This window comes from Paenibacillus sp. BIC5C1 (assembly GCF_032399705.1).
Classification (GTDB): domain Bacteria; phylum Bacillota; class Bacilli; order Paenibacillales; family Paenibacillaceae; genus Paenibacillus; species Paenibacillus taichungensis_A.
This window is the reverse complement of the sequence record NZ_CP135922.1, coordinates 4010424-4036787: the sequence shown is the minus strand read 5'-3', so window position 1 is coordinate 4036787 and position 26364 is coordinate 4010424. Positions and strand designations below refer to the sequence as shown.

The window sequence follows — 26364 nt, the reverse complement described above, 5'->3', positions numbered from 1 at the left end:
TATGAAGCACGCCCAGCCCTTACGAATTAAGTACAAAATCATGGTGATATGTATTACAGTCATCATTCTCCCTGTATTTGTGATGACGATTAGTTCGTATTATTCCTCAGAGCGATTATTGGCACAAAATTACACCAATCTGCTCACCGATCTGGCCAAGCAGACGAATATTCGCATCGACGAGTTCCTAAAGGAAATTGAGAAGATCACGCTGCTTGCCAGTAATGGCCTTAGCAACAATTTATCTGCAACCCATGAAGGAAGCTTTCCGATCCAGGATTTTCTGCGAGAGGGTGATGAACAAAATGAGATTGCCGCGTACAATATTTTGATGAATTATATCATGATGAAAGATCGCGTATTTTCCATCTACCTCTATAATTTGAACGGGGGGCAAGATCTGTTTGTCAGTCCTAACCAGCCTATTGACCCGGACTTCAAAGTGGCGAACGAATTGTGGTTCAAAAAATTCATGCATGATAATGATCGAACCATCACATTGACAACCCGGATCGATGAGCAATTAAAGAATAAAATTCTGGCAGTGTCACACGCTCGCAAAATTCATGATGTGGCTAGCGGAGAACTGCTTGGCGTGATTGTCGTCAGCATTGATATAAAGTTCATCGAAATCGTTAATCGTAATTTGCAGGAAGGGCTACGTTCCAGGTTCATGATCGTCGATGAGAATGACAAAATTGTTTATAACGTGAATGACCGCTTAATCGGTACATTGTTCCGGGACAATGTTCGTCCACCCGAATCATTAAATGTTGTGGTGACCAGTCCACTTAGTCAGCAGAAATGGACTACATACTTATACATGCCTTTGGATGAGCTGACTGCGGACGGCAAAATATTAGGGCATAATCTGGTGACACTGTCCATTGTTCTGGTTCTTTTTGCTGCCATTATTTCGATTTTTCTATCTCATGTCATCACCACCCCCATCAAGAAGCTGCTGCGCAATATCTCTTTGGTCGAGAAGGGGCAGTTTGAACAAGTTGAACATATTCGTTCTCGCGATGAGATTGGGCATTTATCGGTTCGATTTAACAAGATGTCACATGAATTGAAGCTTATGGTTGAGCGAATGCAGCAGGAAGAAATAGAGAAAGCAAAGGCCGAGATGCGTGCGCTTCACGACCAGATCAAGCCTCATTTCCTGTATAACACACTGGGTTCAGTGAAATGGATTGCCTCCATGCAGCAGGCCGACAAAATCGTGGAAATGACAGATGCATTAATCTCGATGCTTCGTTATGCAACAAGATCCGATGGAACCCTCGTAACGATTCGTGAAGAAATCGATAATATAGCGAATTATGTGACGATCCAGAATGTCAGGTACTACGACTGTATTCAGATGAATTATGAAATTGAGGAGAGACTGCTCGATTATTATATGCCCAAAATGATCCTGCAGCCCATTGTGGAGAATGCGATCTTTCACGGTTTGGCTGAATTCGAAGAAGACGGGGCTATTAGCATTCGGATTCAACCTCAGGGCAGTGATATTGTAATCGAAGTCTGCGATAATGGCGTTGGTATGGATCAACATACGATTCAGAACTTTATGGAAGATAAGCTCGAAGCAGACAAAGGAACAGGAATCGGCCTGCATAATGTGCAGCGGCGTATTCAACTTCATTTCGGCAAGCCTTATGGAATACAGGTGGCTAGTCAGATTGGAGAAGGCACGACTTTTACCATTCTGTTACCTGCCATCATAGAAATAACGTAGTCAACATGGATTCATGCATATGTTTACCATAGTAGAACGATTCCAACTATGTTACATAGGGTGAACACACCAAAAGAGCTTGCAGGATTAACTGCAAGCTCTTTTAATTACCCTTTGACGCTACCAAGTACCAAACCCTTGGTAAAGTATTTCTGCAAGAACGGATAAACGAGTAAAATCGGAATGGCACCCAAGAACATTTGAGCGGCGCGCCCAGTTCTGGCGTTCATCATTGATAACAATTGAGTATAGTCTGATCCAGCTTTCAGCATAATTTGCTCAAAGCTTTGCAGCAGGGTCTGTAGGTAGCTTTGTAATGGATAATTGGCTGGATTGTTCATATAGATAATGCCATCGAACCATGAATTCCAATGGCCGACGATACTGAACAAACCGACCGTTGCGAGAGCGGGTTTGAGGAGCGGCAGTAGAATACGAAGCAATACCTGTATAGGCCCGGCACCGTCGATAATTGCCGATTCTTCAATCTCCTCTGGCAAACCTCTAATGAAATTCATAAGAATAATCATACTAAACACGGGTAGAGCTCCGGGCAGAATCAGAGACCAAATCGAATCAATCAATCCCATTTTGACGACCACCAGATAGGTAGGAATTAATCCTCCGCTAAATAACATGGTCACAATGAAGAATCCCATGTAGATGTTACGACCCATCAATTTTTGTTTGGATTTGGATAGCGGGTAGGCTGTGAGTACGATCAGAACCAGATTCACAAACGTTCCGAGAACAGTTCGTTGGATCGCCACCCAGAGAGAGGAGAAAAATGAACCTCCAGTTAATGCAAATTCATAAGCCTTAGTCGTGAATTCAACTGGCCAGAACGTCACGCTTCCCGCAGATACAGCGGAACTGCTACTGAATGAAACAGCCAACAGGTTGATAAATGGTAGGATACATAGAAGGGAGATTAGAAGCAATATCGTGTAATTTAGGATATGGAACAAGCGCCTACTTACACTTTTATCATAGATCATAATGGTAGTTCCTCCTTAAAAGATACGATAGCCTGCTACCCTGTAGGCCAGGAAGTACGATACAGCAACGAGAACACTGGAAATGATGGATTTAAATAATCCGACAGCGGTACCAATCGAATACTGAGCCTGCTGAATTCCCAGACGGTATACATAGGTATCAATAATATCTCCAGTCTGATACACGACAGGGGAATACAGGTTATAGATCTGGTCGAATCCGGCGTTGAGGACGTTACCAAGTGACAACACAGTCATTAAGACAATCGTTGGCATGAGAAGGGGTAAAGTAATGTAGAGGGTCTGTTTCCAACGTTTAGCTCCATCAATAACCGCTGCCTCATATAGACCAGGGTCAATACTGGTTAGAGCTGCCAAATATACAACCGTCCCGAATCCAAAGCCTTTCCAAATATCACTTACGATCATGGTCCAAGGGAATATGGACGGTGTGCCCAGAAAAGAAATAGGTGCAATCCCGAACACGCCTAGAAATGTGTTGATAATGCCATCAGAGCTAAGTATATCCAGCATGATGCCAGCCATAATGACCCAAGAAAGAAAGTTCGGAATGTATACGAGTGTTTGAAATGTACGTTTGATTCCACTGTGCAGTACCTCGTTAAGCAGTAATGCGAAAATAACGGGCACGATAATGCCGCCGAGTATCTTGAAGACGGACATATACAGCGTATTCCAGATGGTTCTTACGAAGTTCGGCTGACTAAATACATGCGAAAAATTATCCCATCCGACCCATGGAGAGTTAAAACCGAGACCGGGATTGTATTTTTGAAATGCAATAATAAGTCCGTAAAAAGGGATGTAGCTAAAGATGAAGACCAAGACCAGGCTCGGGATCAACATGAGATGGTAGGGACTCTGCTGTTTCCATTTTCTCAGCATTCATTATTCCTCCGTTCTTGGCAACCGCATTATTATTTTCCGTAGGCGTCATTGACTGCCTGGGTTGCTTCATCGCCACCGGCTGCTCGCCAATTTTGGACGACAACATCGAAATAATCGATATTTTCACTGCCCATAATGATCTTGGTGAAGCCTTCAGTCAGGATATCATCCAGCGTTGTGCCGTAACTCGACAGCACCTCTGGTGAGACACCCCACAATGCCGTCTTTGTGTAGTTCTCGTTATCGAGTACTTTCTTAGCCAGACCATACGCATTCTTTGGAGCACCTTGTTGCAAATAATCACCCACTGCTCCCGGTGTTGCATTTTTCATAAACTCAACACTGTTATTATATTTCTGCCACATTCCCGAAGTTGTGAGTCCACTGGTATCCTCGGATTGAAGGGCTGCTGATACAGCTTCGAACTGCTCGTAATCGGAATTCGGATTAAGTACACGGAACGCCCCTACTACATGTGCAATATCGTTGTCCAGCAGAGCGGACAGTGTTTCTTTGGACTCCTTGCCATTGCCTTCATCAACGATGTAAGCATAGTCATTCAAAATCTTAATCACTTCTTGAGGGCTCTTGAATCCCTTTTTCATGACAATATAATTGTTGTTGGCGAAGAAAATGGATTGTTTCGCTTCCTTTCCATCGATGGTAGGGATGATATACGGATAGAAGATTGCGTCCTTTCCCAGATTGGCTACTGTATCGACACCAGGATTATAACCCCACCACTGGTAATAAGGTTGTACGCCCACCTTGCCTGCTACGATATCCGCGTTCATCGCATTAAAGTCTTTGATTGCAAATTCCGGATCAATAATGCCTTGCTTGTACCATTCGGACCATTCAGTCAGTGCATTTTTCATCTCTGGCTGAACTGAACCATATACTAGTTTCCCGCTGCTATCCTCCATCCACATATCAGGATGCGCATTCCATGCAATGGCGAGCAGGTTGAGGTAATCGAGCGATTGATCTATTGCTATACCATACCCGCCGTGCTTTTCCATAAATTTAAGTGCAATGTTCTTGATGTCTTCTACAGATTTTGGATCCTGGAGACCCAGTTCTTCTTTCCAATCATTTCGGATCCAGATGAAGTCTGGTTGTTCAATTAATCCCCAGTGCATTTGCGGTATCCCGTACAGCTTGCCGTCCTTCTTACCTGATTCATAACTGTCTGCATCTGCTTCCATGTAGCCTTTGAGACGTCCTGAAGCGTGTTGTTCAAAGACGTCAGTAAGGTCCATGACCATATCTGCTTCGACCAACTGCCTTAACTGTGATGGGTTAACCCTAAACACATCGGGAAGATCATTCGATGCTATAGCCAAATTCAATTTGGTATCATATTCATCGCTGACCCAGTCTGTTTTGACATCGATATTAAACTGTTCTTTGTATCGCTCAATCCACACATTGTTTGTGATATCATCGCCCTTTGGATATTTGGCAGAAGTATATTCTGACGTTACGGTGTGTATGGTCGTTATTCCGCCCTCGTTGGCATCCGAATCGGTATTGGATGTACCTTTCTCGATAGTGCTTCCATTCGTACAGGCAGCGAGTAACAGGGTCGACATGCATAAGGACAACATTAAAGTCTTGGTTTTCTTGTTCATTTCCTTTCCCCCTTGAGTATCCTATTTGAATACGTTTTCTTGAAAATAGTCTAAACGAGAAAGCGAGAACGGGATATAAAGGTTATTGACGAGAATCCGCATATTTTTTACTTTTGGATTAAAGTGGAGGAATGATAAAATTGGTCTGTGCACTTTTTTTACTTTTCACCAAATCTTTTTTTACTCATGGCTCCAAAATCCTCTTATAGATTTGAATTGTGGGTTAATGAAACACCAAAAGACCCCCAGCTTCGTGAGAAGACTGGAGGTCTTTGTTTAATGTGATGAACATCCATCATGCTTATCAATCATTATTTAGGTAGTCCATATATAGTTAGCTCAAGCCTGCTGTGTTTTAAAACGAATGACGTTCCATGACGCTTTGGTCAGGATCGATTGGACTTTTCCTTGATCCACCTTGGTATATCCGCCAGAATGAGGAACAACATTGTTAGGGTTCGACTTGGTATTAACGGCTTTCAAATCCGGGTTCTCCATTACGATATGCTCCATGAAAGTCGTTTCCCCAAAGGAGCGAAGATCCACATGGAGTTCCATTTGTTCGTCCAGATGCCTATTCACCGCAAAGATGGTGATGATTCCATTTTCATCATCATGTACGCTGATCGCTTCAAGGTAAGGCACGTCCGTAAATTCCTTAGAATCATACTTCGGAGAAGATACGATGGACTGAAGCACGGTGCCACGTCCGAAGTTGGATGCATGCATGAACGGATAATACGTTGTTTGGAACCAGATGGCTCCGTTATTCTCGGTCATGATTGGGGCAATGACATTGATTAACTGTGCAAGGCAGGCCATCTTTACACGATCCGCGTGTTTGAGAAGCGTAATAAGGTAACATCCTACGGCCAAGGCGTCTTCATGTGTGTATACATCTTCGAATTCCGGAGGAGCAATCTGCCAGCGTTCTTCGGCTCGGCTTGTGCCAATCGAGTTCCAGACATTCCATTCATCAAGCGACAGCATCAATTTCTTTTTACTGCGTTTCTTAGCTTGCACATAGTCGCAGATCGAAGCGACGCTGTCAATGAATTGATCCAGATCCAGCGATGTAGCCAGGAAGTCATATGTGTTGTCTTTGTTATTGTTGTAGTACGCATGCAAGGACAGATAATCCACATTTTCATAAGAGAGATCAAGAACAGTCGCTTCCCATTCTGCAAAAGTACTCATGCCTCGGCTGGAACTACCGCATGCCACCAGTTCAATATTGGGATCGACCCATTTCATCGCCTTCGCCGTTTCGTTGGCAATTCGGCCATATTCGCTAGCGGTCATGGCTCCAATCTGCCAAGGTCCATCCATTTCGTTACCAAGACACCACGTTTTAAATTGATGAGGGGTTTTATAACCATGGGAAATACGCAGATCACTCCAATAGGTACCCGAAGGATGGTTGCAGTATTCCACCAGGTTTCTTGCCGCATCAATGCCTCTGGTGCCGAGATTAACTGCCATCATGACCTCGGTTCCAACAAGTTTCGCCCAATCCGCGAATTCGTTGGTGCCGACCGCATTGGTTTCAATGGTCCACCAGGCAAGCTCAAGTCTGCGTTTCCGCTCCGCTACAGGCCCCACACCATCTTCCCAATTGTAACCGGATACAAAATTCCCTCCTGGATAACGAACAATGGGCACATTTAGCGCTTTGATTGCTTCAATGGCGTCTTGGCGAAAACCTTGTTCATTAGCAGTAGGATGACCAGGGTCGTAAATGCCACCGTAAACGGCACGTCCCAAATGTTCAACAAAGGAACCGTAAAGACGCGGATCCACCTCGGCTACCTGAAATTCTTTATCAATAAGCATCTTGGATGTAAGCAAAATGAAAACCTCCATAGAATGAATTTTATTGGATTCGCTCTAAAGCGAAATCGGAAATTTGATTTCTTAATCTATGTGTATCATAATGCCAATATGGGAGCAAGTTTATTTTACAGGGTTCGTAAAATAGCGAATTCAAAATAGGGGAGTGAAACAGATGATGCTTGGTACGGATGCATCTTCACTGATCATTTACGAAGCGCTCGCGAGTGAAGCCCGGTTACATATCGTTCGTTTATTGCTGCTGAACAGAGAAATGCACATTAATGCGCTCGCCAAGGAGCTGTATCTGAGTAAAGCCATCGTTAGTACCCATGTGAGCAAGCTGCAAAAGGCCGGGATTGTAGGCAGTCGAATGAAACGGGAGAACGGCGGGACGTATAAGTACTGTTTTATTCAGCAAGAATTTATGCTGATCAATCTGTCACCTGAACCGCTCGATGTACCGTACCACGAGGTATCTATTCCGGTAGGGCAATATACGGATTACGAAGCGTGGCCAACATGCGGGCTCGCGACGACAACCCAGATGATTGGACAATACGACACGCCAGCCTGCTTCATGGATCCCAGCCGGGTGAATGCGGGCATACTCTGGTTGGCACGAGGCTTCCTTGAATATAAGGTCCCTAATTATCTGTACAAAGATCAGGAACTCCGTGAAATCGAAATATCGCTGGAGCTTGGCTCGGAGGCTCCACAAGTTAATGAAAACTGGCCGTCGGACATCCGTTTTACACTTAATAACCATCACCTCGGAACCTGGACAAGCCCGGGTGACTTTGGAGACCGTAAGGGCAGACTCACGCCGCAGTGGTGGCATGCCGATGTGAACCAGTACGGCGTATTGAAAGTGCTTCGTATCAACGTTGAAGGAACCTTTATCGATGGCCAGCGCATCTCGGATGTAAGAATACATGATTTGAATCTCAATGCTGCTCCATATTGGACCATTCGATTAACCCCGGAAGAAGTGGTACCCGGCCGGGGTGGACTTACGCTGTTCGGGAAGGGGTTCGGCAACTACGATCAGGACATTTTGATTCGGTACTATTACGAGACAGCATTGTTACAAGAAGGCTAGAATAATATGGAATTATAGGATAAGATATACACATCTGAACAAAAAGGAGCGAATTTCAAATGACTAACAAGGTGATTGTGCTTTAGGTTCACAGAAGGATATTTGAGGGATAGGGATTCCTTTTGTGGACATTGCAGTGCGGGAAACCGTCCCGACAATGTTTACTGGAGGAGATTATTATTAATTTTAACGAGGCTGTTAACATCAGCAACACGCATGTACTGGCATTGGTATCGGAGTTGTTCGATCTGGAGGGTTACAGCATTCAGCTTATTCCACCTCATGAGGGTGGGCGGAATGTCGTTTATACCTGTGAGCAAGAGGGGTGTGAATCACTAATCCTTCGAGTGTCTTTTTTGCCTGACAGAAAGCGAGAAGATTTCCTGGCAGAACTGGAATTTGTCCGTTATTTATTTGAGCATGAGGCAAGTGTATCGAATGTAGTCAACTCGAAAAAGGGCCATCTGTTTGAAGAGATCACTTATGATGAGCATACGTTCTTTATCAGTATGTTTGTGAAGGCCAAGGGAAAGTTGCTGGTAGAAAATAATTATCAGTATCGGGAAGGTGTTCCACTTACCGAATACTATTATAATTGCGGTAAAGTCCTGGGGAAAATGCACCAATTATCGAAAGAGTATAGTCCTGTCCATCGCCGGCATCATTTTTTTGACAATTACAAAGATGAATATATCAATAACTTGATACCTGAATCATTCCTACTGCTTAAGGGGAAGATGGTCGAGCTCCAGGATACCTTAAAAGGTTTGGATACAAACCCGGAAACATTCGGGATGATCCATTTCGATTATAACGATGGGAATTACTCAATCGATTTTGATAATGGTCAAATCACCGTATATGATTTCGATAATTCATGCTTTGGTTGGTATATGTATGACCTGGCAGATCTCTGGACACATGGTGTGGGCTGGATCCAATTCGAACCTGACGCCGGTAAACGGAAATCGTTCATGGATGATTATTTTGAAACCGCCCTCGCTGGTTATATTTCCGAAACCAAGATCGAAGATTCGATGTTGGAGAAGCTGCCTTTATTTATTCAAGTCACCCTTTTGGAGAATATTCTAGGTCAATTTGAGGAACTGCAGCATACTGGTGAAGAACCTGAGGATGACGATGAACTGTTGTATCTCATTAAATGTCTGGAAGAGGATATACTGTACAGGGGATTTTTCCATGACATGTATTCTAGTGAAGCACCCTTTAACGTTATGAGGAGTGCTGAGGAACATACACCTGAAGCATGAATAACCAGTGACTAAACAAAGAGGCAGCCGGCATATACCGGTTGCCTCTTTGTTTAGTGATGGCGCTCTATTCAAATTTGGAAGGAGGCACGTTGTAAAATTTTTTAAATGCTTTGGAGAAGGTGAAGGGATCGGGATAGCCCAGAAATCCGGCAATTTGCTGGATCGTATACTTTTTCTCGTACAAGTAGTCTCGTGCCCGATTCATCTTGATTTGATTGATGTACTGCCCCGGCGTAATACCTAAAATTTTCTTGAATAAAGAAATAAAATATTTCTCAGAGACTCCTGCAATGGCTGCAAGCTCGCTAACTCGGATGATACGATGCAGATTCGCATCCACATAGGGGAATACGTTCTGCAGAACCTCCAGACTTCCTTCCGTTTTCCTCGGTTTTCGGTCTTTTAGAAATTCACCGTTATACAGACCATGCCCGTGAAGCTCCAAAATTTTTGCAATGACGAGAAGTAAGGAAGCTTTCAAATAGAGTGGACTTCCGAATGCGCCGCTGTCCTGCTTGAACCTTCGATAGGATGAGGTGAACAGCGTTGACTCATCCCGAACCAGGTTGCCCGGTACGATCCCCGGCAGCTGAAACTCGCCCAGAATTCGCTTTTGCTCAGCTATGCTGAAATCAAAGTGCATGTATATGAATCGGCACTGCTCTCCAGTCGTGGAAGCCAGATAGGGCATATCCGGATAAAAAAATACAATGTCACCCGGGTCCGCCATATGTTCGATCCCATCGATGGTGATCTGGACGGAGCCTGCTGTAATGAACCACAGATCATAATCGGAATGAGACTTGTGCTCCATCCAATTGCTGTCGTGAGTTTGTTCCAAATAAGAGCTCATGCGCAGTGTGATATACTCCGAAAGTTCATCGATTATACTCATATTTACAGTCCCTGCATGCATTTTGTTCATCTCGTCTCTCTCCACTTTATGACATCCTCCGATTTCTAACTAATATAACCAATGGTTTATCTGTTGTTGATTATCGTACCATATGACATGTTTTGAAAACTATCACACATTCCGATTCTAGCCCGCTCACCTATAATGAAATTATATCGTTACGAGGAGGGGTTATTGATGAATGCTACAAACACACAGCATCCAAAGGTAGTCGTTATAGGGGCAGGCAGTCTGTTTTTCGGTCGTCAGTCCATCTGGCAGATGGTTCACTCCCCATATCTGAATCAGGGAACGCTGGCTTTGGTGGATACGGACGAGGAGCGGCTCTCGAAAATGGTAAAACTGGCAGAGATGGTTGCTCGTGAGAACAATGTATCCTTGAAGATTGAGGGTTCGGTGGACCGAAGACACGTGCTGCCGGGAGCTGACTTCGTTGTGCTTAGCTTTGCAGAGCAATCGGTCAAATATCGGGGAATTGACTGCGAAGTCTCTCTAAAATACGGCATTCGCATGTGTTCCGGCGATACGATTGGCCCGGGTGGGATCTTTAGGGCAATGAGAGAGCTTCCGGTTATTATGGAATGCGCCAGAGACATTGAAGAGCTATGTCCTGATGCCTGGGTCATTAATTATATTAATCCGTCTACCGTTCATGGTATCGCATTACATCGCTATGCGCCGAAGCTGAAATCATTTGCCCTGTGCGATAGTCATCATATGCCGCATAAGAAAGCCTATTACGCTGTAAGAGCGGGAATTATCGAAAAGTCAGACGAGTTCACCCAAGAGATCGACCAGAGATTCGATTTCCGCATCGCTGGCGTCAATCATTTCACTTGGCTGCTTAAAGCTGAATTCGAAGGGAAAAATGTGATGCCCCTAATCGCGGAAGCCATGCGCAAAATGGCAGGTGATGAGAACAACGGCGGTGATCGCGGCGCAAAAGCTATTTTTAACGATGCGATTACCTACGAACTGTATGATATTTTCGGAATCATCCCCACCTGCACGGCGCATACGAAGGAATACGTTCGGTATTGGCAAGGTCTCGGCAAGACTAGAGACGCTATCTCGCCATTGTCCATCTGGGAGACAGAGGACAGGTATCAGCGTCATGACGAAATGTGGCGTCAGGTAGATGACTTTCTTGCGGGGAATATCCCGATTGCCGATTACATGAGTACCTTTGGCCCGGATCATGCGACGGATATCATTGAGAACATGGTAGGAAATTTGGGGAAGAAGTTTTTCATTAATACGCTTAATCAAGACGCGGTAACCAATATGAATGCCGATTCGTTCCTGGAAGTGCTATGCGACGTGAGCATGGATGGAGTGAAACCAATTCATGTAGGCGAGATGCCGCGAGGTGTAAGAGGTATGCAAGAACTTGTATTGGATACGCATGAGCTGACGGTCGAAGCTGTTCTGGAACAGAGCTACGAGAAACTGAGAAGGGCGATGCTCACCGACCCGCTCGTGAGTTCCATTAGTGATGCGGACAAGATCATTCATGAATTGTTGGAACTGGAGCGCGATATGATTCCCGACGTCTGGTACAAGGACAGACTGCAGTATACCTAGAGTATAGATAACGATCAAAGACCACGTTGACCCTTCTGAAGGAAACTACGTGGTCTTTGATTTTATTAATAAGTGCTAGTTTATTTGAAAAGATAAATAAGTATAAAAATAGCTTGTTGTAGAAGGGTTTTATAACCTTTGGATAATAATGACATTGACATCTGCGGCGTTTTCTAAAATAATAAATGTAATTGAATACTGGTACCTTTAATTCAGTCCAGAGAGGCTGGCAAGGGCAGCGGATTTTATAATCACGCGTGAAACAGGGCAGATCCCCTCAGGGATGCTCTGCGTCTTCGCGCGGATTATGATGCAAAAAGAGGCTACTTGTCAGTGTATAACTTGACGAGTAGCCTCTTTTTTCTGCTTTTTTTGGTATCAGATACACTTTAAGCTGGAGGTATTCTGATGAGCAAACAAGATCAAGAGTTTTCATGGCAAGAGGTGCCAAAAACGCAGAGAAATCATTTTTGGAAGACGTTATCCGTCATGTTGGGTTTCACCTTCTTCTCGGCGAGTATGTTGGCAGGGGGGACGCTTGGAGTCAGTTTGACGTTCATGGAGTTCATTGGCATCGTGCTTGCGGGCAATCTGGTGCTCGGTATCTATACTGGAGCACTAGCGCATATCGCTGCCAAGACAGGCCTTTCCACACATTTACTTGCTAAATATGCGTTTGGTGCGAAAGGATCGTACCTGCCATCATTTCTGCTCGGCTTCACACAGGTCGGATGGTTCGGGGTAGGCGTGGCCATGTTCGCAATTCCGGTTGCCAAAGCGATGGATTGGAACGTGTATCTGTTAATCTTGTTGTTCGGTCTTGCTATGACGGCATCAGCCATCTTCGGTATGAAGTCGCTCGTCATCTTGGGTTATATCGCGGTTCCTGCTATTGCCATTCTCGGCGGTTACTCCATGTTCGAAGGGGCAGGCTCGCTGGGGGGTCTGCAAGGATTGCTCGATTACACGCCGACAGAGACACTCACCGCGGCAGCAGCATTGACCATTTGTATCGGTTCATTTATTAGTGGCGGAACGCTGACGCCCGATTTTGCCCGATTTTCCCGGACGTCCAAGCAGGCGGTTACCGCGACGGTTATTGCCTTCTTCCTTGGGAACTCGCTTATGTTCCTGTTCGGGGCAGTTGGTGCAATGGCATATAACCTGGCTGATATCTCTGAGGTCATGTTCCTGCAAGGCTTGCTCATTCCCGCGATCATCGTTCTTGGACTCAATATCTGGACAACCAACGATAATGCCTTATATGCATCGGGTCTTGGTTTTGCCAACATCACTAAAATTTCGAAAAAGTTCTTCGTCATCGTAAACGGCATTGTGGGTACAGTATTCGCCATGTGGATGTACAACAATTTCGTCAGCTTTCTGAATGTGCTGGGCGCGGCGGTACCGTCCATTGGTGCCATCATCATCGCGGACTACTTCTTCGTGAAACGCAGAAACTATAAACCGTTTGCCGAGATGAGTTTCAAAACGGTAAACTGGGTAGCAATGGTTGCTTGGGCCATCGGCGTTGCGTTTGCTCAGCTGGCTCCAGGAGTTACACCACTGAATGCACTACTCGGTACGGCGGTGGCCTACATCGTGTTGATGTTGATCGTTCCTAACAAAGAATCCAACAAAGAAAAGGGGAAAATAAATGATTATACAGAACGCAAAATTGCGGGGTAAAGAAGGTCTATGGAATATCATCGTGAAGGACGGGAAGTTCGAACAAATTACGCAGGAGCTTCAAGCCACTGCAAATGAGGAGATACTTGACGTCAACGGTTCACTTGTACTGCCACCATTCATTGAGCCTCACATCCATCTGGATACAACGTTAACCGCTGGCGAGCCGGAATGGAATTTGAGCGGAACGCTATTTGAAGGCATCCAACGTTGGTCGGAACGCAAAGCATTCCTGACACATGAAGATGTTAAAACCCGATCCAAAACAGCACTGAAATGGCAGATGGCGCAGGGGATCCAACATGTTCGGACACATGTAGACGTTACAGATCCAAGCCTGACGGCAGTCAAAGCGATGCTTGAAGTAAAAGAAGAGATGGCACCATACATCGACATCCAGCTTGTGGCTTTCCCACAGGAAGGTATTCATTCCTATCCGAACGGTGCAGAACTGCTGGAAGAGTCACTGAAAATGGGCGTTGACGTTGTCGGCGGCATTCCGCACTTCGAATTCACGAGAGAATACGGCGTTGATTCGATGAAGGTTGCTTTTGACCTTGCCGAAAAATACGATCGTTTGATCGACATCCATTGCGACGAGATCGATGACGAGCAATCCCGCTTTGTGGAAGTCGTTGCCAAGGAAGCCTACGAACGTGGACTGGGCTCTCGTACCACGGCAAGTCACACAACGGCAATGGGGTCTTACAATGACGCATATACGTACAAATTGTTCAGATTGCTGAAGATGGCTGACCTCAATTTCGTCTCCAATCCGTTGGTCAACATTCACCTGCAAGGACGCTTCGACACGTATCCAAAAAGAAGAGGTCTGACTCGTGTCAAAGAGCTGCAGGAAGCTGGTCTTAACGTATGTTTCGGTCATGATGACATTTTCGATCCATGGTATCCGCTGGGAACGGGCAACATGCTCCAAGTACTTCACATGGGTATTCATGCTTCGCAGTTGCTGGGTTATGATCAAATCGTAAATTCGGTCGATCTCATTACGAAAAACAGCGCAAGAACGTTGCATATCGAGGATGTATACGGCATTGAAGTAGGAAAACCTGCCAACTTCATCGTTCTTGAAGCAGAGAACGAATACGAGGCTGTTCGCAAACAGGCTGGTGTACTTTACTCATATAGAGGTGGCCGCAAAATCGCGGAAACAAAACCGAGAGATACGTCGATCATTCTTGAAGGTGGTTCGGAGAAGGTTACTTTCAATAAATAATCAAATGAAAAGTGCGATGCTTTAACCAGAGCCCTTGCATTAACCAATACATCCCCTCAGGGTGGACAGGTCAATAGAGTTCCGTGATTGTGAACTCTTCCTGTACAACAGAGGGGATTTTTGGTGTTCCTTTTTAAAAGACGAGAGAGACAAGAAAGAGAAAAAGTTCACAATGGAGCTATGACGGCATTTTTTAATTTGGATACGCCTTCCTGTAATTGAACATCTGACAAATGTGCAAAGGATAAATAGATACCATACTTTGTACCATCAGACGTTGAACTGCTGACTTCTGAGTATATAACCCCTTCTGACCTAGCCGATGCGCGAAAGACTTCATAAGTGGACGCATCTCCTCGCCACCAGCCAAACACGTGCAGACCGGCTTCGTTTTCCACCCAATCAAACCATGTAGAGAGTTGCTCGTTCAAAAGTTTGAGTAACAGATGAAATTTGCGACTGTATAAACGATTCATCCTACGCAGATGACGCTCATATTGGCCGCTTGTCATAAATGCTGCTAATGCCCGCTGCTCGATCAGATTGACAGGTCTGGGCTCGTATAATGCCTGTGCTTTCCTAAAGGTGTCTGCCAAAGTGGGGGGGAGAACAACATAACCAAGCCGTACTTCTAAAGGCAAGGTTTTCGTGAAGCTACCGAGGTAGATTACGCGTCCCGCTTTATCCAATGTTTTCAGCGGTTCAACATGCATTCCACGATATCGGAATTCACTATCATAATCATCCTCGACAATCATAGCATCACGACGATGTGCCCAGTCCAGCAATGTTTGTCTGCGTTCAAGGCTAAGCATTTCCCCCGTAGGAAATTGTCGTGACGGCGTGACAAACAGCATACGTGCGTCCCAGTTTTGCGGAACAACGCCCTGACCATCGAGGTTGGCTTCAATTAACTTAGCACCCGCAGCCAACACGGCTTGAGAAATCCCGACATAACAAGGGCTTTCGGTCACTACATGATCTCCAGGATCTGCAAGTATTTGAGTGAGCAGAGCTATAGCTTGCATAGAGCCTGCAGTCACTGCAATATGATCTGCATCGACTTGAATGCCCCGCATCCGCCGAAGGTAGGCAGCAATGGCTTCTCGCAATTTCGGCTCTCCAGTTGAACTTACAAGAACAGAGGTTGTTTCGATGTGATGCTCCCGATTTCGTATCTCAGCATACAATCGATTATTCCATTCATCGTATGGGAATTTGGAGAAATCAGGCTGGTATTTGCTAAAATCAATAACTTCGTCGCTTTCTATTCTGGAAATGCTTGTTTGTGCATTGGTTTGTGAGTTCCTATGATTTGTGTGCTGTTCAAACTGCTGAATACGATTGCCCCAGGCAGATAAGTGATGAGTGCAAGCCTTCACGTTGGATACATCATTGCTTAAATCCAACTGATAAGCAACAAAGGTTCCTTTTCCATGCTCTGAATGAATGTAACCTTGAGCAGTCAACGTATCGTATACCTGATTCACTGTGCCTCGGGAAATGTGATACGTCGCAGCTAATTCTCTCGTAGAGGGTAACTTCTCGCCATGCACCAGATTGCCTTCATGAATAGCATCACGAATCGCATGATAGAGAGACTTCATCTTGGTATATTTTCGGTTCAAATATGAACTGTAAGCTACATGAAATTGCATATGCCCTCCAGAGGTTAATTTAGAAGTGGTACAATAAAAACCGAAATTATTGGATCTTTTTAGTTATCCATTCTCATTCTATACTAAATCATAGGTTGAAGTGAAACAATACATTAATTAGGAGGAATACAATCATGCAAACAGGTACAGATCGTGTAAAAAGAGGAATGGCTGAGATGCAAAAGGGCGGCGTCATCATGGACGTCATGAATGCAGAGCAAGCTAAAATCGCTGAAGCAGCAGGGGCAACAGCTGTTATGGCTCTTGAACGGGTACCCTCCGATATTCGCGCAGCTGGCGGTGTAGCTCGTATGGCAGATCCAACCATCGTGGAAGAGGTTATGAAGGTTGTATCTATTCCGGTTATGGCCAAGGCTCGTATCGGTCATTACATAGAAGCCAAAGTACTTGAATCTCTAGGTGTGGACTATCTCGATGAAAGTGAAGTTCTTACGCCTGCAGACGAAGTGTTCCATATCGATAAACATGAGTTCACCGTACCATTTGTATGTGGAGCCAAGGATTTGGGAGAAGCTCTTCGCCGTATTGGCGAGGGTGCTTCGATGATTCGTACAAAAGGTGAGCCTGGAACAGGTAACATTGTTGAGGCAGTTCGTCATATGCGTCTGATTAACAGCCAGATCCGCAAAGTAAAAAACATGTCCAAGGATGAGTTATACGCTGAAGCAAAAAATCTGGGCGTAGCTTATGAATTACTGCGCGATGTTCATGAAAATGGAAAACTTCCTGTCGTTAACTTTGCAGCAGGCGGTGTAGCCACTCCGGCAGACGCAGCACTAATGATGCACCTAGGAGCAGACGGTGTGTTTGTAGGATCAGGTATCTTCAAATCAGATAGCCCTGAGAAATTCGCTCGTGCAATCGTTGAAGCTACTACACATTACACGGATTACAAGCTAATTGCCGAAGTATCCAAAAACTTGGGCGCCCCTATGAAAGGCATTGAAATTTCTAAATTGGCTCCAGAAGAGCGCATGTCCAACCGCGGTTGGTAAGGCGTAAATAGAACAGTAGTTTTAAAATATTGTTATGATTCTACACAGCCTGTATATGAGCATTGAGCTTGAATGGAGTAGGAGTAGATATCAAGAAAAGCCGATCAATGGATAAAATTGATCGGCTTTTTTATTGTTTTTGAGAGAGTTGTTGTGAATAACATGGCTTTATCTAATGTCGGCTACAAAGGTGGCTCCTTCTCCAAGTCAATATCCCATCGTTCTGGGATTGTAGGCTGATTGTACTCTTATATAATGAAATTAGCCGAACCAAGAATAAAGTCTGATGTCAACATAGAAGGAGTGTAGCACAAGGAACAATAGTTATTATTCATTCAATTCGTTAAATAAAGAGGTGTACGTGTATGTCGTTTGAAACGATCCAGAATCAAGATAAGAATGGACGCCTTAACGCAGAAATTCAAGGATACGTAGAGTCACATGAGAAGCAGCGTCAGCTGCAAAAAAGAACATTGAGCATTGTCATCGCATCTCAAATATTTGGTGGTGCAGGGCTCGCCGCTGGCATCACAGTGGGAGCATTGCTCGCTCAGGATATGCTAGGAACGGACCGTTATGCCGGAATCCCAACAGCACTATTTACGTTGGGTTCTGCCGCAGCGGCGCTGCTTGTGGGTCGCCTTTCTCAGCGAAAGGGCCGTAGAATTGGATTGGCCACCGGATTTCTGGCAGGGGGCCTTGGCGCGGTTGGTGTCGTGCTTGCGGCTATATTCAACAATTTACCGCTACTCTTTCTTTCATTGTTAGTCTATGGGGGAGGTACGGCGACAAATATGCAAGCTCGATATGCGGGTACCGATTTGGCACTGCCCACAGAAAGAGCGAAAGCAATAAGCATGGCCATGGTGTTCACTACATTTGGTGCAGTTGCCGGTCCCAATCTAGTAAATGTAATGGGGAGATTTTCCGTATCCATAGGTGCTCCAGCATTGTCGGGACCGTTTATGCTCGCGGCAGTAGCTTACATTGTTGCCGGAGTGGTACTGCTCCTATTTCTGCGTCCCGATCCTTTCATGGTGGCCCAAGCCATTGCGGAAAAAGAGAGACATGATCGAACAGAACAACCGAATAATAGGATAACGAGCGTCCATAAGCGTGGCATCGTCATCGGCGCAACGGTCATGATTCTTACCCAGATTGTCATGGTTGCCATTATGACCATGACTCCTGTTCATATGACACATCATGGACATGGAATAAGCGATGTAGGCATTGTTATCGGTATCCATGTTGCGGCCATGTATCTGCCCTCTTTGATTACCGGTGTTCTCGTCGATAAGTTTGGGCGTACGTTGATGTCTTATGCTTCTGGCGTGACATTGCTAATTGCAGGTTTGCTGGCCGCATTTGCACCTGCTGATTCCATGGTACTCCTTATCCTGGCTTTAGCCCTTCTTGGGCTCGGATGGAATTTTGGTTTGATCAGTGGAACTGCGACCATCGTCGATGCTACCCCTCCTCAGGTTCGTGCGAAGACTCAAGGGATGGTGGATGTGCTGATCGCTTTGGCAGGGGCTTCTGGAGGCGCTATGTCTGGCATGGTTGTGGCACAAACAAGTTTTTCAACACTCTCCCTAATCGGCGGTTTCCTGTCCTTGCTTCTAATCCCCGTAGTTGTTTGGGTACGTCCCAAATCATAATACTGGAGGCTTCATAACTATTTAAAAATTACACCGTTAATCTGAAAAGGTTAACGGTTTTTGTGCATTTTAGAGTCTGTATCATGCGTTTCATCCGAATTTCATCCTTAAACCTGTGATAAAATAGTATATTTGAGAGTGAAATTCAGCATCGATGTCGATGAAAGGCGGATGTTCAAACATGTTCAATGTTGCAATCTGTGATGACGAGGAGAAACAAAGAGAACTTGTAAAAACGATGCTTATCTCCTTGTCTCTAAAAACGAATATTGATTTCCAAATTACATTATTTGCATCCGGTGAGCAGCTCGTCTCACATTATAATAACGTTGGAGACGCGTTTCATATCCTCATCATGGATGTGGAGATGAGCGGAATGAACGGAATCCAGACAGCCAAAGAAATCAGGAATATGAAGTATCTGGATGTGCAAATCATGTTTCTGACAAGCTATCCGGAGTATATGGTGGAGAGCTTTGATGTGGTAACTTTTCAATATCTGATCAAACCAATCCTGCCGGATATCTTCGAGGAGAAGATGATTAAGCTGTGCCAATATTTTAAAGCGCTGGACAAAAAGTATGTACTGATTAAGTCAGATTATGAAGAGCTGCTATTGAAATACGATGATATTCTCTGGATTGAGGTTATGAAGAGTTTGACGATCAAGAACAAATTAAAATTTGTGACTCAGGAAAACTCGCATGAGAGCAAAGGCATCCTATCCGGTTATGCTGCCGCTTTGAAAGACCATGGTTTCTTGCAAATTCATCGCTCAATTATCATCAACCTGATGCATGTCCAGAAGTTTGTGGGTACCCAAGTCGTCATGTTAAATGGTACGGAATTACCTATAGGGCGCTCCAAAGTCAAGGAAGTCAAGGATGCCTATACCAAATATATGATCATGAGGATTCAGTGATATGGATATGTATGTACTCTTGTCCGTCTTCGTCGTTCCTTTACTTATGGCATTCCAGGTGAATTTTTACTTCAATTCCGTGCTGGGCAAGTCCAGACGAAAGCCATACAGAGCGATCTATTTCATTGTATTTGTTGTACTGGGGTATTTCTATTTGGTATCTTCATTTTCACCTGTCGTTTCGTCCGCTTTTGCATTGTTATTCATCTTCAGCCTGGCACAATCCTATGAGGTGGAATTCATCAAAAAAATTGCATTTACCATCCTCTATGCAGTACTGCTCACAACGGTAAATTACATTGCCGTATATATTATGAGTGCGATTGATTCCACGGATTACAGCATATGGGATCATTTCAACGTGGATTATCACTGGGTGTTCTCCAAAGTGATGCTGCTTGGTTGCGGTATCATGTTCATTGTGATCCAGATTGTGCGTTTGATTGCCAAACGGAGAAGTTTCGCTATGCATTATCGTTATTATTTCTTGTTTCTGATTGTACCTACCATTACGATCTATCAGATCAATGTGGCCTCAACTTATAGTGAAAAAAACATATATTATGTCGTTTCCGTGTTAGGCTCCCTTTTTCTTAATGTATTCATTGTTTATCTATTCGATAATATGGTAGAAAAGGTTCAGCTCGCACATGAAAATGTTCAACTACAGCGTCAGATGGACTATCAGGACGCCAACTATGAGAAGACAGTGCACAGTTTCAAAAACGTGAAAAGCATCATCCATGATACCAACCAGCAGTTCCTGTACATTGAAGAGTGTATCAAGCAAAACAAGCTTGATGCCGCAGGTGAGCATATTAAACTCACATTAAATAAGATCGAAGGGGCGTACCAGCGGGTGAACTCCGGCAACCTTGTTATTGATGCTCTTGTTACGAATACCATCGCCGTGGGGCAGGCAAACGGGATCAAAGTCGACACCCGTATTCAACTCCATTCACAACATCTTCATATCGATCGTTATGATCTGTGTGTTGTGCTCGGCAATATGTTGGATAACGCCATCGAAGCTTCCAAGAAAGTTAAACATGCCGAAGACAGGTATATCCTGATTGCAATTCACTCCACGGCGTCTACACTTGTAATCCAGATTTTAAATCATGTGGAACAAAAATTGGCTCACTTCAAGAGTGAGAAGCCCAATCCCGAGTTTCATGGGATCGGCTTAACGAATATATCGAGGATGTGCGACAAGTATGGCGGACATATGAGTATCGAGAATCATCATCGGACATTTAATAACATGGTTGTGCTTCCTTTTGACATGGACAGTCTCTGAACATACCGTTCGGGGATTGTTTTTTTCCATTCAGGGCTCGTTATCGTTATATATGCTTATTCCCCGATATGATGAATGCAATCATATGAGCAGTATCATAAGGGAGGAAGATATTATTATGAAGAAACTAATCAGTATGTTATGTACGGCTGTACTTGTAGTCATTCCGCTGACAGATGTCAGGGCAGAGACGAACAAGATGGGGGCGATTGAGGATCAGGCTGGGCGACTCGCCACAGAGATGGTGCAGAACTATGGTGTCACAGGTTTACAATATGCGATCATGGATGAAGGGAAGATCATTTTATCCGACAGTGTTGGATTCCAGGACAAAGCATCCAAGACACCTGTCGATAAGGATACGATGTTTGGAATAGGCTCTGTTAGCAAAATGGTTGTCACGGCTGCCACCATGATGCTGGTGGATTCCGGTAAAGTGAATCTGGATCAGCCCCTCACATCCTATATTAAAGATTTTGAAATGGCAGATGCCCGGTATACCCAAATAACCCCGCGAATGCTCATGAATCATTCTTCCGGGCTCTATGGTACCCATTATGGCAACAGTATGTTATTTGACGATACGGATACCCGCAATCATGATGAATTACTACTCAAACTTAAGTCAGAGAAATTAAAATCAAACCCGGGAGCCTATTCCGTCTATTGCAATGATGGCTTTCAGTTGCTTGAGATATTGGTTGAACGGGTGAGTGGATTGAGCTATAGCGAATTTATTGCCAAGTTCATCAGTGATCCGTTACAGCTGCAAGCAACCAAGACACCACTTGATTCTTTTGATAAAAACCAATTATCCGAAACATATTGGCCTTCGTTTGAAACAAAACTGCCTGTTGAAAATGCCAATATCATCGGTGCGGGTGGAGTCTACTCGACTGCAGAAGAATTAAGCAAGTTCGCTGAAATGTTGATAGGAAACAAACCGGATATTCTGTCCAAATCAGCAGCAGAATCCATGCAAAAACATGAATATCGTCAAGGAATATGGGTGTCCGAAGAGAGAAATACCTTCAACTATGGACTAGGATGGGATGCTGTAGCACTTGCACCGTTCAGCGATTATGGCATTACTGCACTTTCCAAAGGTGGAGACACCATGATGTATCATGCATCGCTAATCACTATACCTGAACATGATATATCGATGGCCGTCCTTTCTTCGGGTGGGTCTTCTATCTATAATCAGATGTTTGCTACTAAAGTTCTGCTGGAGGTTCTTGAGGATCAAGGCATCATTGATGAGATAGAGCCTGAACAGACATTCTCACCACCAGTCAAAATGAAGATGCCTGCTGAGTTGACGGCGTATTCCGGTCTCTATGGAACGGTAGGTTCAACTCTTGATATAGAGGTTAAGAATGGAGAGATCGCACTTCCGGCTATGCAGGGAGGACTTATCCCGGAGCAGAATTACGTGTACACAGGTGAAGGGAAATTTACGAGTAGCGATGGAAGTGTGAAGGTCAACTTCGAGAAGGAAAGCAACAACAAGGTATATTTTAAAGTTCAGGCGAATATCACGTTGCCCGGATTAGGGCAAACGGCGATGACCACATATGATTATCAAAAATTGGAAAATAATTCATTGGACACTGCGTCGAAAGAGAAATGGAAGGCTAGAAACGGCTCGAAATATTACGCGCTGGACGAAAAGATAACGTCGATCTTCTATCTGGTTCCATCCATGCTGATCAAAAACCTGTCCGTAGATGTGGAGAACGGGTATGCGAACGGTACCCGAGTTGTGGATCCAGACAATGCAGAGAATGTCGCCCAGATTCCTGTTATGAACGGAAGAGATGCTTTCGACCTGCATTTCCGCACTAAGAATGAAGCGGAGTACTTAATTCAGGATGGACAGGAGTATATTGCAGAGGAGGCCATTAAACCAATCTTTGGTGGCAAAATAGGCATCACGACCATCCCGTCAAACGGTCAAGCTCGGTGGTATGCCATCGATTCCCGCTCGGCGAACAAAACGTTAACGGTTGATTCTCCAAAGAGCGGAGGTTATGCGGTATATAACGCTAAAGGTGAAGTGGTTCAATTTTCGAAAGCAACGCATCAACAATCAACGCTGCTTCCCATAGGTGGTTTTATCGTCTTTGGTGGTGAAGCAGGAGATGTCTTCAAGATTCAACTAAAATGATTGCATAAGGGAGAATGATTTCATTCGAAAATATCGGGTTCTGAGCGTAGGTTGCTCGGGATCCGATATTTTTCTTTTGTTATACGCCAAACACAACTTGATTCTCCTTCATAGGTTATATGGAATCAGCCTAATTTGTTAATGAAAATTATATGTTTTCATAACTAAGGAGTTGGATAGATACGTGATTTCAAAAGTTAAGCTTACAGGGCGAGTGGTATTTAAAGGCGATCCTGGATATGAAGTGGCTAGGAAGAACTGGGATCCGCATACGGACAGATTCCCTAAAGTTTTTGTGTTTGCTCAAAAAACACAGGATGTAGCCAATGCTATAAGATGGGCGCGTCAAAATAAGGTTCCTATTCGTCCGAGAAGTGGGAGGCACGCTTTAGAGTCCAACCTATCTCAAGTCAATGGTGGTATTGTCATCGACGTTAGCGAAATGAAGAGAATCAAGTTAAACAAAAAAAGCGGAACGGCCGTTGTTGAGACAGGTAATCGAGTAGGAAGAATCGTGGATACGTTGGCTCGACAAGGTTTTATGGCCCCATTTGGTGACAGTCCAACGGTAGGGATTGGTGGGATAACACCTGGCGGCGGAATTGGTCCACTGCAAAGGACAACGGGTCTCATCAGTGATAATCTAATTGAACTCGAAATGGTTGACGCTAAAGGGCGAATTATTCGGGCAAACAAAAAGCAAAATTCCGATCTTCTGTGGGCTACACGTGGCGGCGGAGGCGGTAACTTCGGTGTGTACACTAAATATAAATTCAAAGTGCGGCGCGCTCCAGCCAAAGCTACTGTATTTAGTATCACATGGCCATGGGAACAGTTCGAAAAAGTCGTGAAGAAATGGCAAGTTTGGGCACCTAATGCCAGTAACAAGCTGGGAAGTGAACTAAGTGTTGGTCCCAAAAAAGGCGGAAATGTTAGCATGTTAGGAGTATACCTCGGTTCGAAGACTGAAGCCCTCCGTCAGTTGGAACCCATTCTTAGCGTAGGAACGCCTACCAAAAAAAGTATTCTGTACCTGCCATACAGGGCAGCCACGAAGTTTTTGCTAGCCCCAGATCCCGTGCTCACCCAAAGGTACAGCAACCAGTTTTCCAGTGGCTTTGGCAGACAGCCATTCCCGGATAAAGCCTTCAAAGTCATGCGTGAGTTTCTGGAAAATGCTGAGGAAGGTACACCAGCCGGTTTCTATTTCCTTAACTGGGGCGGTGCAGTAAGTCGAGTTGCTCCTCAAGCCACTGCGTTTTACTGGCGAAAAGCTGAATTTTATGTGGAATGGAACAGCTCATGGGTGAAGCCATCCCGTGCAGCTAAAAATATTGCTTTAGCTCGGAACACGAGAAAGAAATTACAACCTTATATTGTAGGGTCCTACATTAACGTACCAGACCAAGGTATTAAAAATCCAGGGCCGACCTATTATGGCAAGAACTACGCCAGATTGAGAAAAGTAAAAGCAAAATACGATCCGAAAAATGTATTTAATAACCCGCAAAGTATTCCACCGGCTAAATTAAAATAGGGTACGATTTCAAACCGTTAATTCTGAGAAGAGTTAACGGTTTTTTACTGTGAGAATAGCCGGAATAGGCATGAACATCATTCTAAATCATTTCAATGCTCGACCGTTCTATTTGTTGTATTTACTATTTATTGTAGAGTAAGATGTAAAAAAATAATATTCATACTGCAACGGTGTTAAGGCAATTTATTTCAAGGAGGTAAAAGATGGATTATACTTCGCCGGTTGAAGCGGCGTTAAAGGAGAAGCGCCCTAAATATACCGCCATAGCGGCGGGGCGACGTCATACCATTGGTCTTAGATCGGACGGAACAGTGACGGCTGTGGGTGATAATAAAGTTGGACAATGTGATGTAAACGGTTGGAGCGATATGGTGGCGGTAGCTGCTGGTAATGTTCATATGGCGACGAACACCGGTAATGCGCATACCATCGGCCTAACCTCTCAGGGCACTGTAGTGGCTGTGGGTTGGAATATACACAATCAATGCGAGGTAAACGAGTGGCAAGATATTGTAGCAATTGCTGCGGGTTGGCGTCGTAGCGTTGGTCTTAAATCGGATGGCGCGGTGATTGCTGTGGGACGAAATAATGAAGGCCAATGCGAGGTAAGCAGCTGGCGTGATATGGTTGCTGTAGCGGCGGGTGACTGGCATACCGTTGGGCTTAGATCAGATGGTACCGTGACGATTGTGGGCAATAATCAGTATGGCCAGTGCGATATAAGCGACTGGAGCGACATTGTTGAAGTAGCGGCAGGGTATCTTCATACGGTGGGGCTTACATCGGACGGTAAGGTGGTTGCCGTGGGTAGGAATAAACATGGCCAATGCGAAGTAAACGACTGGTGTGGTATAGTGGCGATCGCAGCAGGCAGTAATCATACCATAGGCCTTCAATCAGACGGTACGGTGGTTGCCGTGGGTTGGAATAAGTACGATCAATGCAATGTAGGTGACTGGAGTGACATTGTGGCGATTGCTGCGGGTTGTGCTCATACTCTCGGCATTAAATCAGACGGTACGGTGGTTGCTGTGGGTGATAATGAATATGGTCAATGTGATGTAAGCAGTTGGCGCGGCTAATCTACTGTTGATATTCATATATTTCCATAACAATATAGCATGCTTGTTCTTTTTTTGATAACATAGATTAGCTTCTGTTCAACCGAGTCTATAATCGG

At 44.6% G+C, this 26364-nt stretch carries 19 protein-coding genes; 13 read left to right on the top strand and 6 right to left on the bottom strand.

Translation table 11 applies throughout. From position 1 onward, the window contains the following. Nucleotide 1: 1 nt before the first annotated feature. Nucleotides 2-1744, top strand: coding sequence for a cache domain-containing sensor histidine kinase (locus tag RS891_RS17920; protein WP_315792731.1), 1743 nt, complete (start codon nucleotides 2-4; stop codon nucleotides 1742-1744). A gap of 107 nt (nucleotides 1745-1851) precedes the next feature. On the opposite strand, the gene RS891_RS17915 is transcribed toward RS891_RS17920, so the two are convergent. The 4 genes from RS891_RS17915 to RS891_RS17900 all read right to left on the bottom strand — a co-directional run bounded on the left by RS891_RS17915 (nucleotide 1852) and on the right by RS891_RS17900 (nucleotide 7118). Further along, nucleotides 1852-2742 (bottom strand): carbohydrate ABC transporter permease, encoded by an 891-nt coding sequence (locus RS891_RS17915; protein ID WP_315792729.1) that lies wholly within the window; start codon nucleotides 2740-2742, stop codon nucleotides 1852-1854. 15 nt (nucleotides 2743-2757) lie between these two features. Next, on the bottom strand, nucleotides 2758-3648 hold the full coding sequence (locus RS891_RS17910; RefSeq protein WP_315792727.1) for an ABC transporter permease: 891 nt from the start codon (nucleotides 3646-3648) through the stop codon (nucleotides 2758-2760). A 32-nt stretch (nucleotides 3649-3680) separates the two neighbouring features. After that, nucleotides 3681-5285, bottom strand: coding sequence for a type 2 periplasmic-binding domain-containing protein (locus RS891_RS17905; protein ID WP_315792725.1), 1605 nt, complete (start codon nucleotides 5283-5285; stop codon nucleotides 3681-3683). A 339-nt stretch (nucleotides 5286-5624) separates the two neighbouring features. Further along, nucleotides 5625-7118: an arabinosylfuranosidase ArfA gene (locus RS891_RS17900; RefSeq protein WP_397386964.1), complete on the bottom strand. Its 1494-nt coding sequence runs from the start codon at nucleotides 7116-7118 to the stop codon at nucleotides 5625-5627. Between the two features lie 172 nt (nucleotides 7119-7290). Here RS891_RS17900 and RS891_RS17895 point away from each other — a divergent pair, with 172 nt between their 5' ends. Further along, nucleotides 7291-8217 carry an ArsR/SmtB family transcription factor gene (locus tag RS891_RS17895; protein WP_315792723.1) on the top strand — a complete coding sequence of 309 codons (927 nt, stop codon included), beginning with the start codon at nucleotides 7291-7293 and terminating at the stop codon, nucleotides 8215-8217. A gap of 122 nt (nucleotides 8218-8339) precedes the next feature. Beyond that, nucleotides 8340-9488 (top strand): phosphotransferase enzyme family protein, encoded by a 1149-nt coding sequence (locus tag RS891_RS17890; protein ID WP_315792721.1) that lies wholly within the window; start codon nucleotides 8340-8342, stop codon nucleotides 9486-9488. A 67-nt stretch (nucleotides 9489-9555) separates the two neighbouring features. Here the strand turns inward: RS891_RS17890 and RS891_RS17885 are convergent, their stop codons facing one another. Beyond that, on the bottom strand, nucleotides 9556-10407 hold the full coding sequence (locus RS891_RS17885; RefSeq protein WP_397386963.1) for a helix-turn-helix domain-containing protein: 852 nt from the start codon (nucleotides 10405-10407) through the stop codon (nucleotides 9556-9558). A gap of 177 nt (nucleotides 10408-10584) precedes the next feature. Here RS891_RS17885 and RS891_RS17880 point away from each other — a divergent pair, with 177 nt between their 5' ends. From RS891_RS17880 to RS891_RS17870, 3 genes are all read left to right on the top strand, one after another. Next, nucleotides 10585-11991 (top strand): family 4 glycosyl hydrolase, encoded by a 1407-nt coding sequence (locus RS891_RS17880; RefSeq protein WP_315792717.1) that lies wholly within the window; start codon nucleotides 10585-10587, stop codon nucleotides 11989-11991. Between the two features lie 408 nt (nucleotides 11992-12399). Continuing rightward, nucleotides 12400-13680 carry a cytosine permease gene (gene codB, locus RS891_RS17875; RefSeq protein WP_113054333.1) on the top strand — a complete coding sequence of 427 codons (1281 nt, stop codon included), beginning with the start codon at nucleotides 12400-12402 and terminating at the stop codon, nucleotides 13678-13680. Continuing rightward, on the top strand, nucleotides 13649-14917 hold the full coding sequence (locus RS891_RS17870) for a cytosine deaminase (protein ID WP_315792714.1): 1269 nt from the start codon (nucleotides 13649-13651) through the stop codon (nucleotides 14915-14917). The genes codB and RS891_RS17870 overlap by 32 nt, the downstream gene beginning before the upstream one ends. 167 nt (nucleotides 14918-15084) lie before the next feature. Here RS891_RS17870 and RS891_RS17865 read toward each other — a convergent pair whose 3' ends face one another. After that, nucleotides 15085-16575, bottom strand: coding sequence for a MocR-like pyridoxine biosynthesis transcription factor PdxR (locus RS891_RS17865; protein WP_315792712.1), 1491 nt, complete (start codon nucleotides 16573-16575; stop codon nucleotides 15085-15087). 131 nt (nucleotides 16576-16706) lie between these two features. Between RS891_RS17865 and pdxS the strand changes: the two genes are divergently transcribed. The 7 genes from pdxS to RS891_RS17830 all read left to right on the top strand — a co-directional run bounded on the left by pdxS (nucleotide 16707) and on the right by RS891_RS17830 (nucleotide 26266). Further along, nucleotides 16707-17591, top strand: coding sequence for a pyridoxal 5'-phosphate synthase lyase subunit PdxS (pdxS, locus tag RS891_RS17860; RefSeq protein ID WP_218642256.1), 885 nt, complete (start codon nucleotides 16707-16709; stop codon nucleotides 17589-17591). A gap of 365 nt (nucleotides 17592-17956) precedes the next feature. Then, the gene (locus RS891_RS17855; protein WP_315792710.1) at nucleotides 17957-19252 is read left to right on the top strand and encodes an MFS transporter; all 1296 of its coding nucleotides are present in this window, start codon (nucleotides 17957-17959) and stop codon (nucleotides 19250-19252) included. Between the two features lie 181 nt (nucleotides 19253-19433). Next, nucleotides 19434-20174: a LytR/AlgR family response regulator transcription factor gene (locus RS891_RS17850; RefSeq protein WP_315792708.1), complete on the top strand. Its 741-nt coding sequence runs from the start codon at nucleotides 19434-19436 to the stop codon at nucleotides 20172-20174. Nucleotide 20175: 1 nt separating this feature from the next. Beyond that, complete coding sequence (locus RS891_RS17845) at nucleotides 20176-21474, top strand: ATP-binding protein (protein ID WP_315792706.1); 1299 nt, start codon at nucleotides 20176-20178, stop codon at nucleotides 21472-21474. A gap of 118 nt (nucleotides 21475-21592) precedes the next feature. Then, nucleotides 21593-23644, top strand: coding sequence for a serine hydrolase domain-containing protein (locus RS891_RS17840; RefSeq protein WP_315792704.1), 2052 nt, complete (start codon nucleotides 21593-21595; stop codon nucleotides 23642-23644). A gap of 184 nt (nucleotides 23645-23828) precedes the next feature. Next, nucleotides 23829-25181 carry an FAD-binding oxidoreductase gene (locus RS891_RS17835; protein ID WP_315792702.1) on the top strand — a complete coding sequence of 451 codons (1353 nt, stop codon included), beginning with the start codon at nucleotides 23829-23831 and terminating at the stop codon, nucleotides 25179-25181. A gap of 206 nt (nucleotides 25182-25387) precedes the next feature. After that, complete coding sequence (locus RS891_RS17830) at nucleotides 25388-26266, top strand: RCC1 domain-containing protein (RefSeq protein WP_315792700.1); 879 nt, start codon at nucleotides 25388-25390, stop codon at nucleotides 26264-26266. Nucleotides 26267-26364: the final 98 nt, after the last annotated feature.

Bases quoted from the DNA above. Each gene is read 5' to 3' on its own strand.
- RS891_RS17865 (WP_315792712.1), bottom strand. From the start codon at position 16,575: ATGCAATTTCATGTAGCTTACAGTTCATATTTGAACCGAAAATATACC.
- RS891_RS17915 (WP_315792729.1), bottom strand. From the start codon at position 2,742: ATGATCTATGATAAAAGTGTAAGTAGGCGCTTGTTCCATATCCTAAAT.
- RS891_RS17900 (WP_397386964.1), bottom strand. From the start codon at position 7,118: ATGCTTATTGATAAAGAATTTCAGGTAGCCGAGGTGGATCCGCGTCTT.
- RS891_RS17920 (WP_315792731.1), top strand. From the start codon at position 2: ATGAAGCACGCCCAGCCCTTACGAATTAAGTACAAAATCATGGTGATA.
- RS891_RS17845 (WP_315792706.1), top strand. From the start codon at position 20,176: ATGGATATGTATGTACTCTTGTCCGTCTTCGTCGTTCCTTTACTTATG.
- RS891_RS17895 (WP_315792723.1), top strand. From the start codon at position 7,291: ATGATGCTTGGTACGGATGCATCTTCACTGATCATTTACGAAGCGCTC.
- RS891_RS17855 (WP_315792710.1), top strand. From the start codon at position 17,957: ATGTCGTTTGAAACGATCCAGAATCAAGATAAGAATGGACGCCTTAAC.
- RS891_RS17905 (WP_315792725.1), bottom strand. From the start codon at position 5,285: ATGAACAAGAAAACCAAGACTTTAATGTTGTCCTTATGCATGTCGACC.
- RS891_RS17830 (WP_315792700.1), top strand. From the start codon at position 25,388: ATGGATTATACTTCGCCGGTTGAAGCGGCGTTAAAGGAGAAGCGCCCT.
- RS891_RS17885 (WP_397386963.1), bottom strand. From the start codon at position 10,407: ATGCATGCAGGGACTGTAAATATGAGTATAATCGATGAACTTTCGGAG.
- RS891_RS17850 (WP_315792708.1), top strand. From the start codon at position 19,434: ATGTTCAATGTTGCAATCTGTGATGACGAGGAGAAACAAAGAGAACTT.
- codB (WP_113054333.1), top strand. From the start codon at position 12,400: ATGAGCAAACAAGATCAAGAGTTTTCATGGCAAGAGGTGCCAAAAACG.
- RS891_RS17880 (WP_315792717.1), top strand. From the start codon at position 10,585: ATGAATGCTACAAACACACAGCATCCAAAGGTAGTCGTTATAGGGGCA.
- RS891_RS17910 (WP_315792727.1), bottom strand. From the start codon at position 3,648: ATGCTGAGAAAATGGAAACAGCAGAGTCCCTACCATCTCATGTTGATC.
- RS891_RS17840 (WP_315792704.1), top strand. From the start codon at position 21,593: ATGAAGAAACTAATCAGTATGTTATGTACGGCTGTACTTGTAGTCATT.
- RS891_RS17870 (WP_315792714.1), top strand. From the start codon at position 13,649: ATGATTATACAGAACGCAAAATTGCGGGGTAAAGAAGGTCTATGGAAT.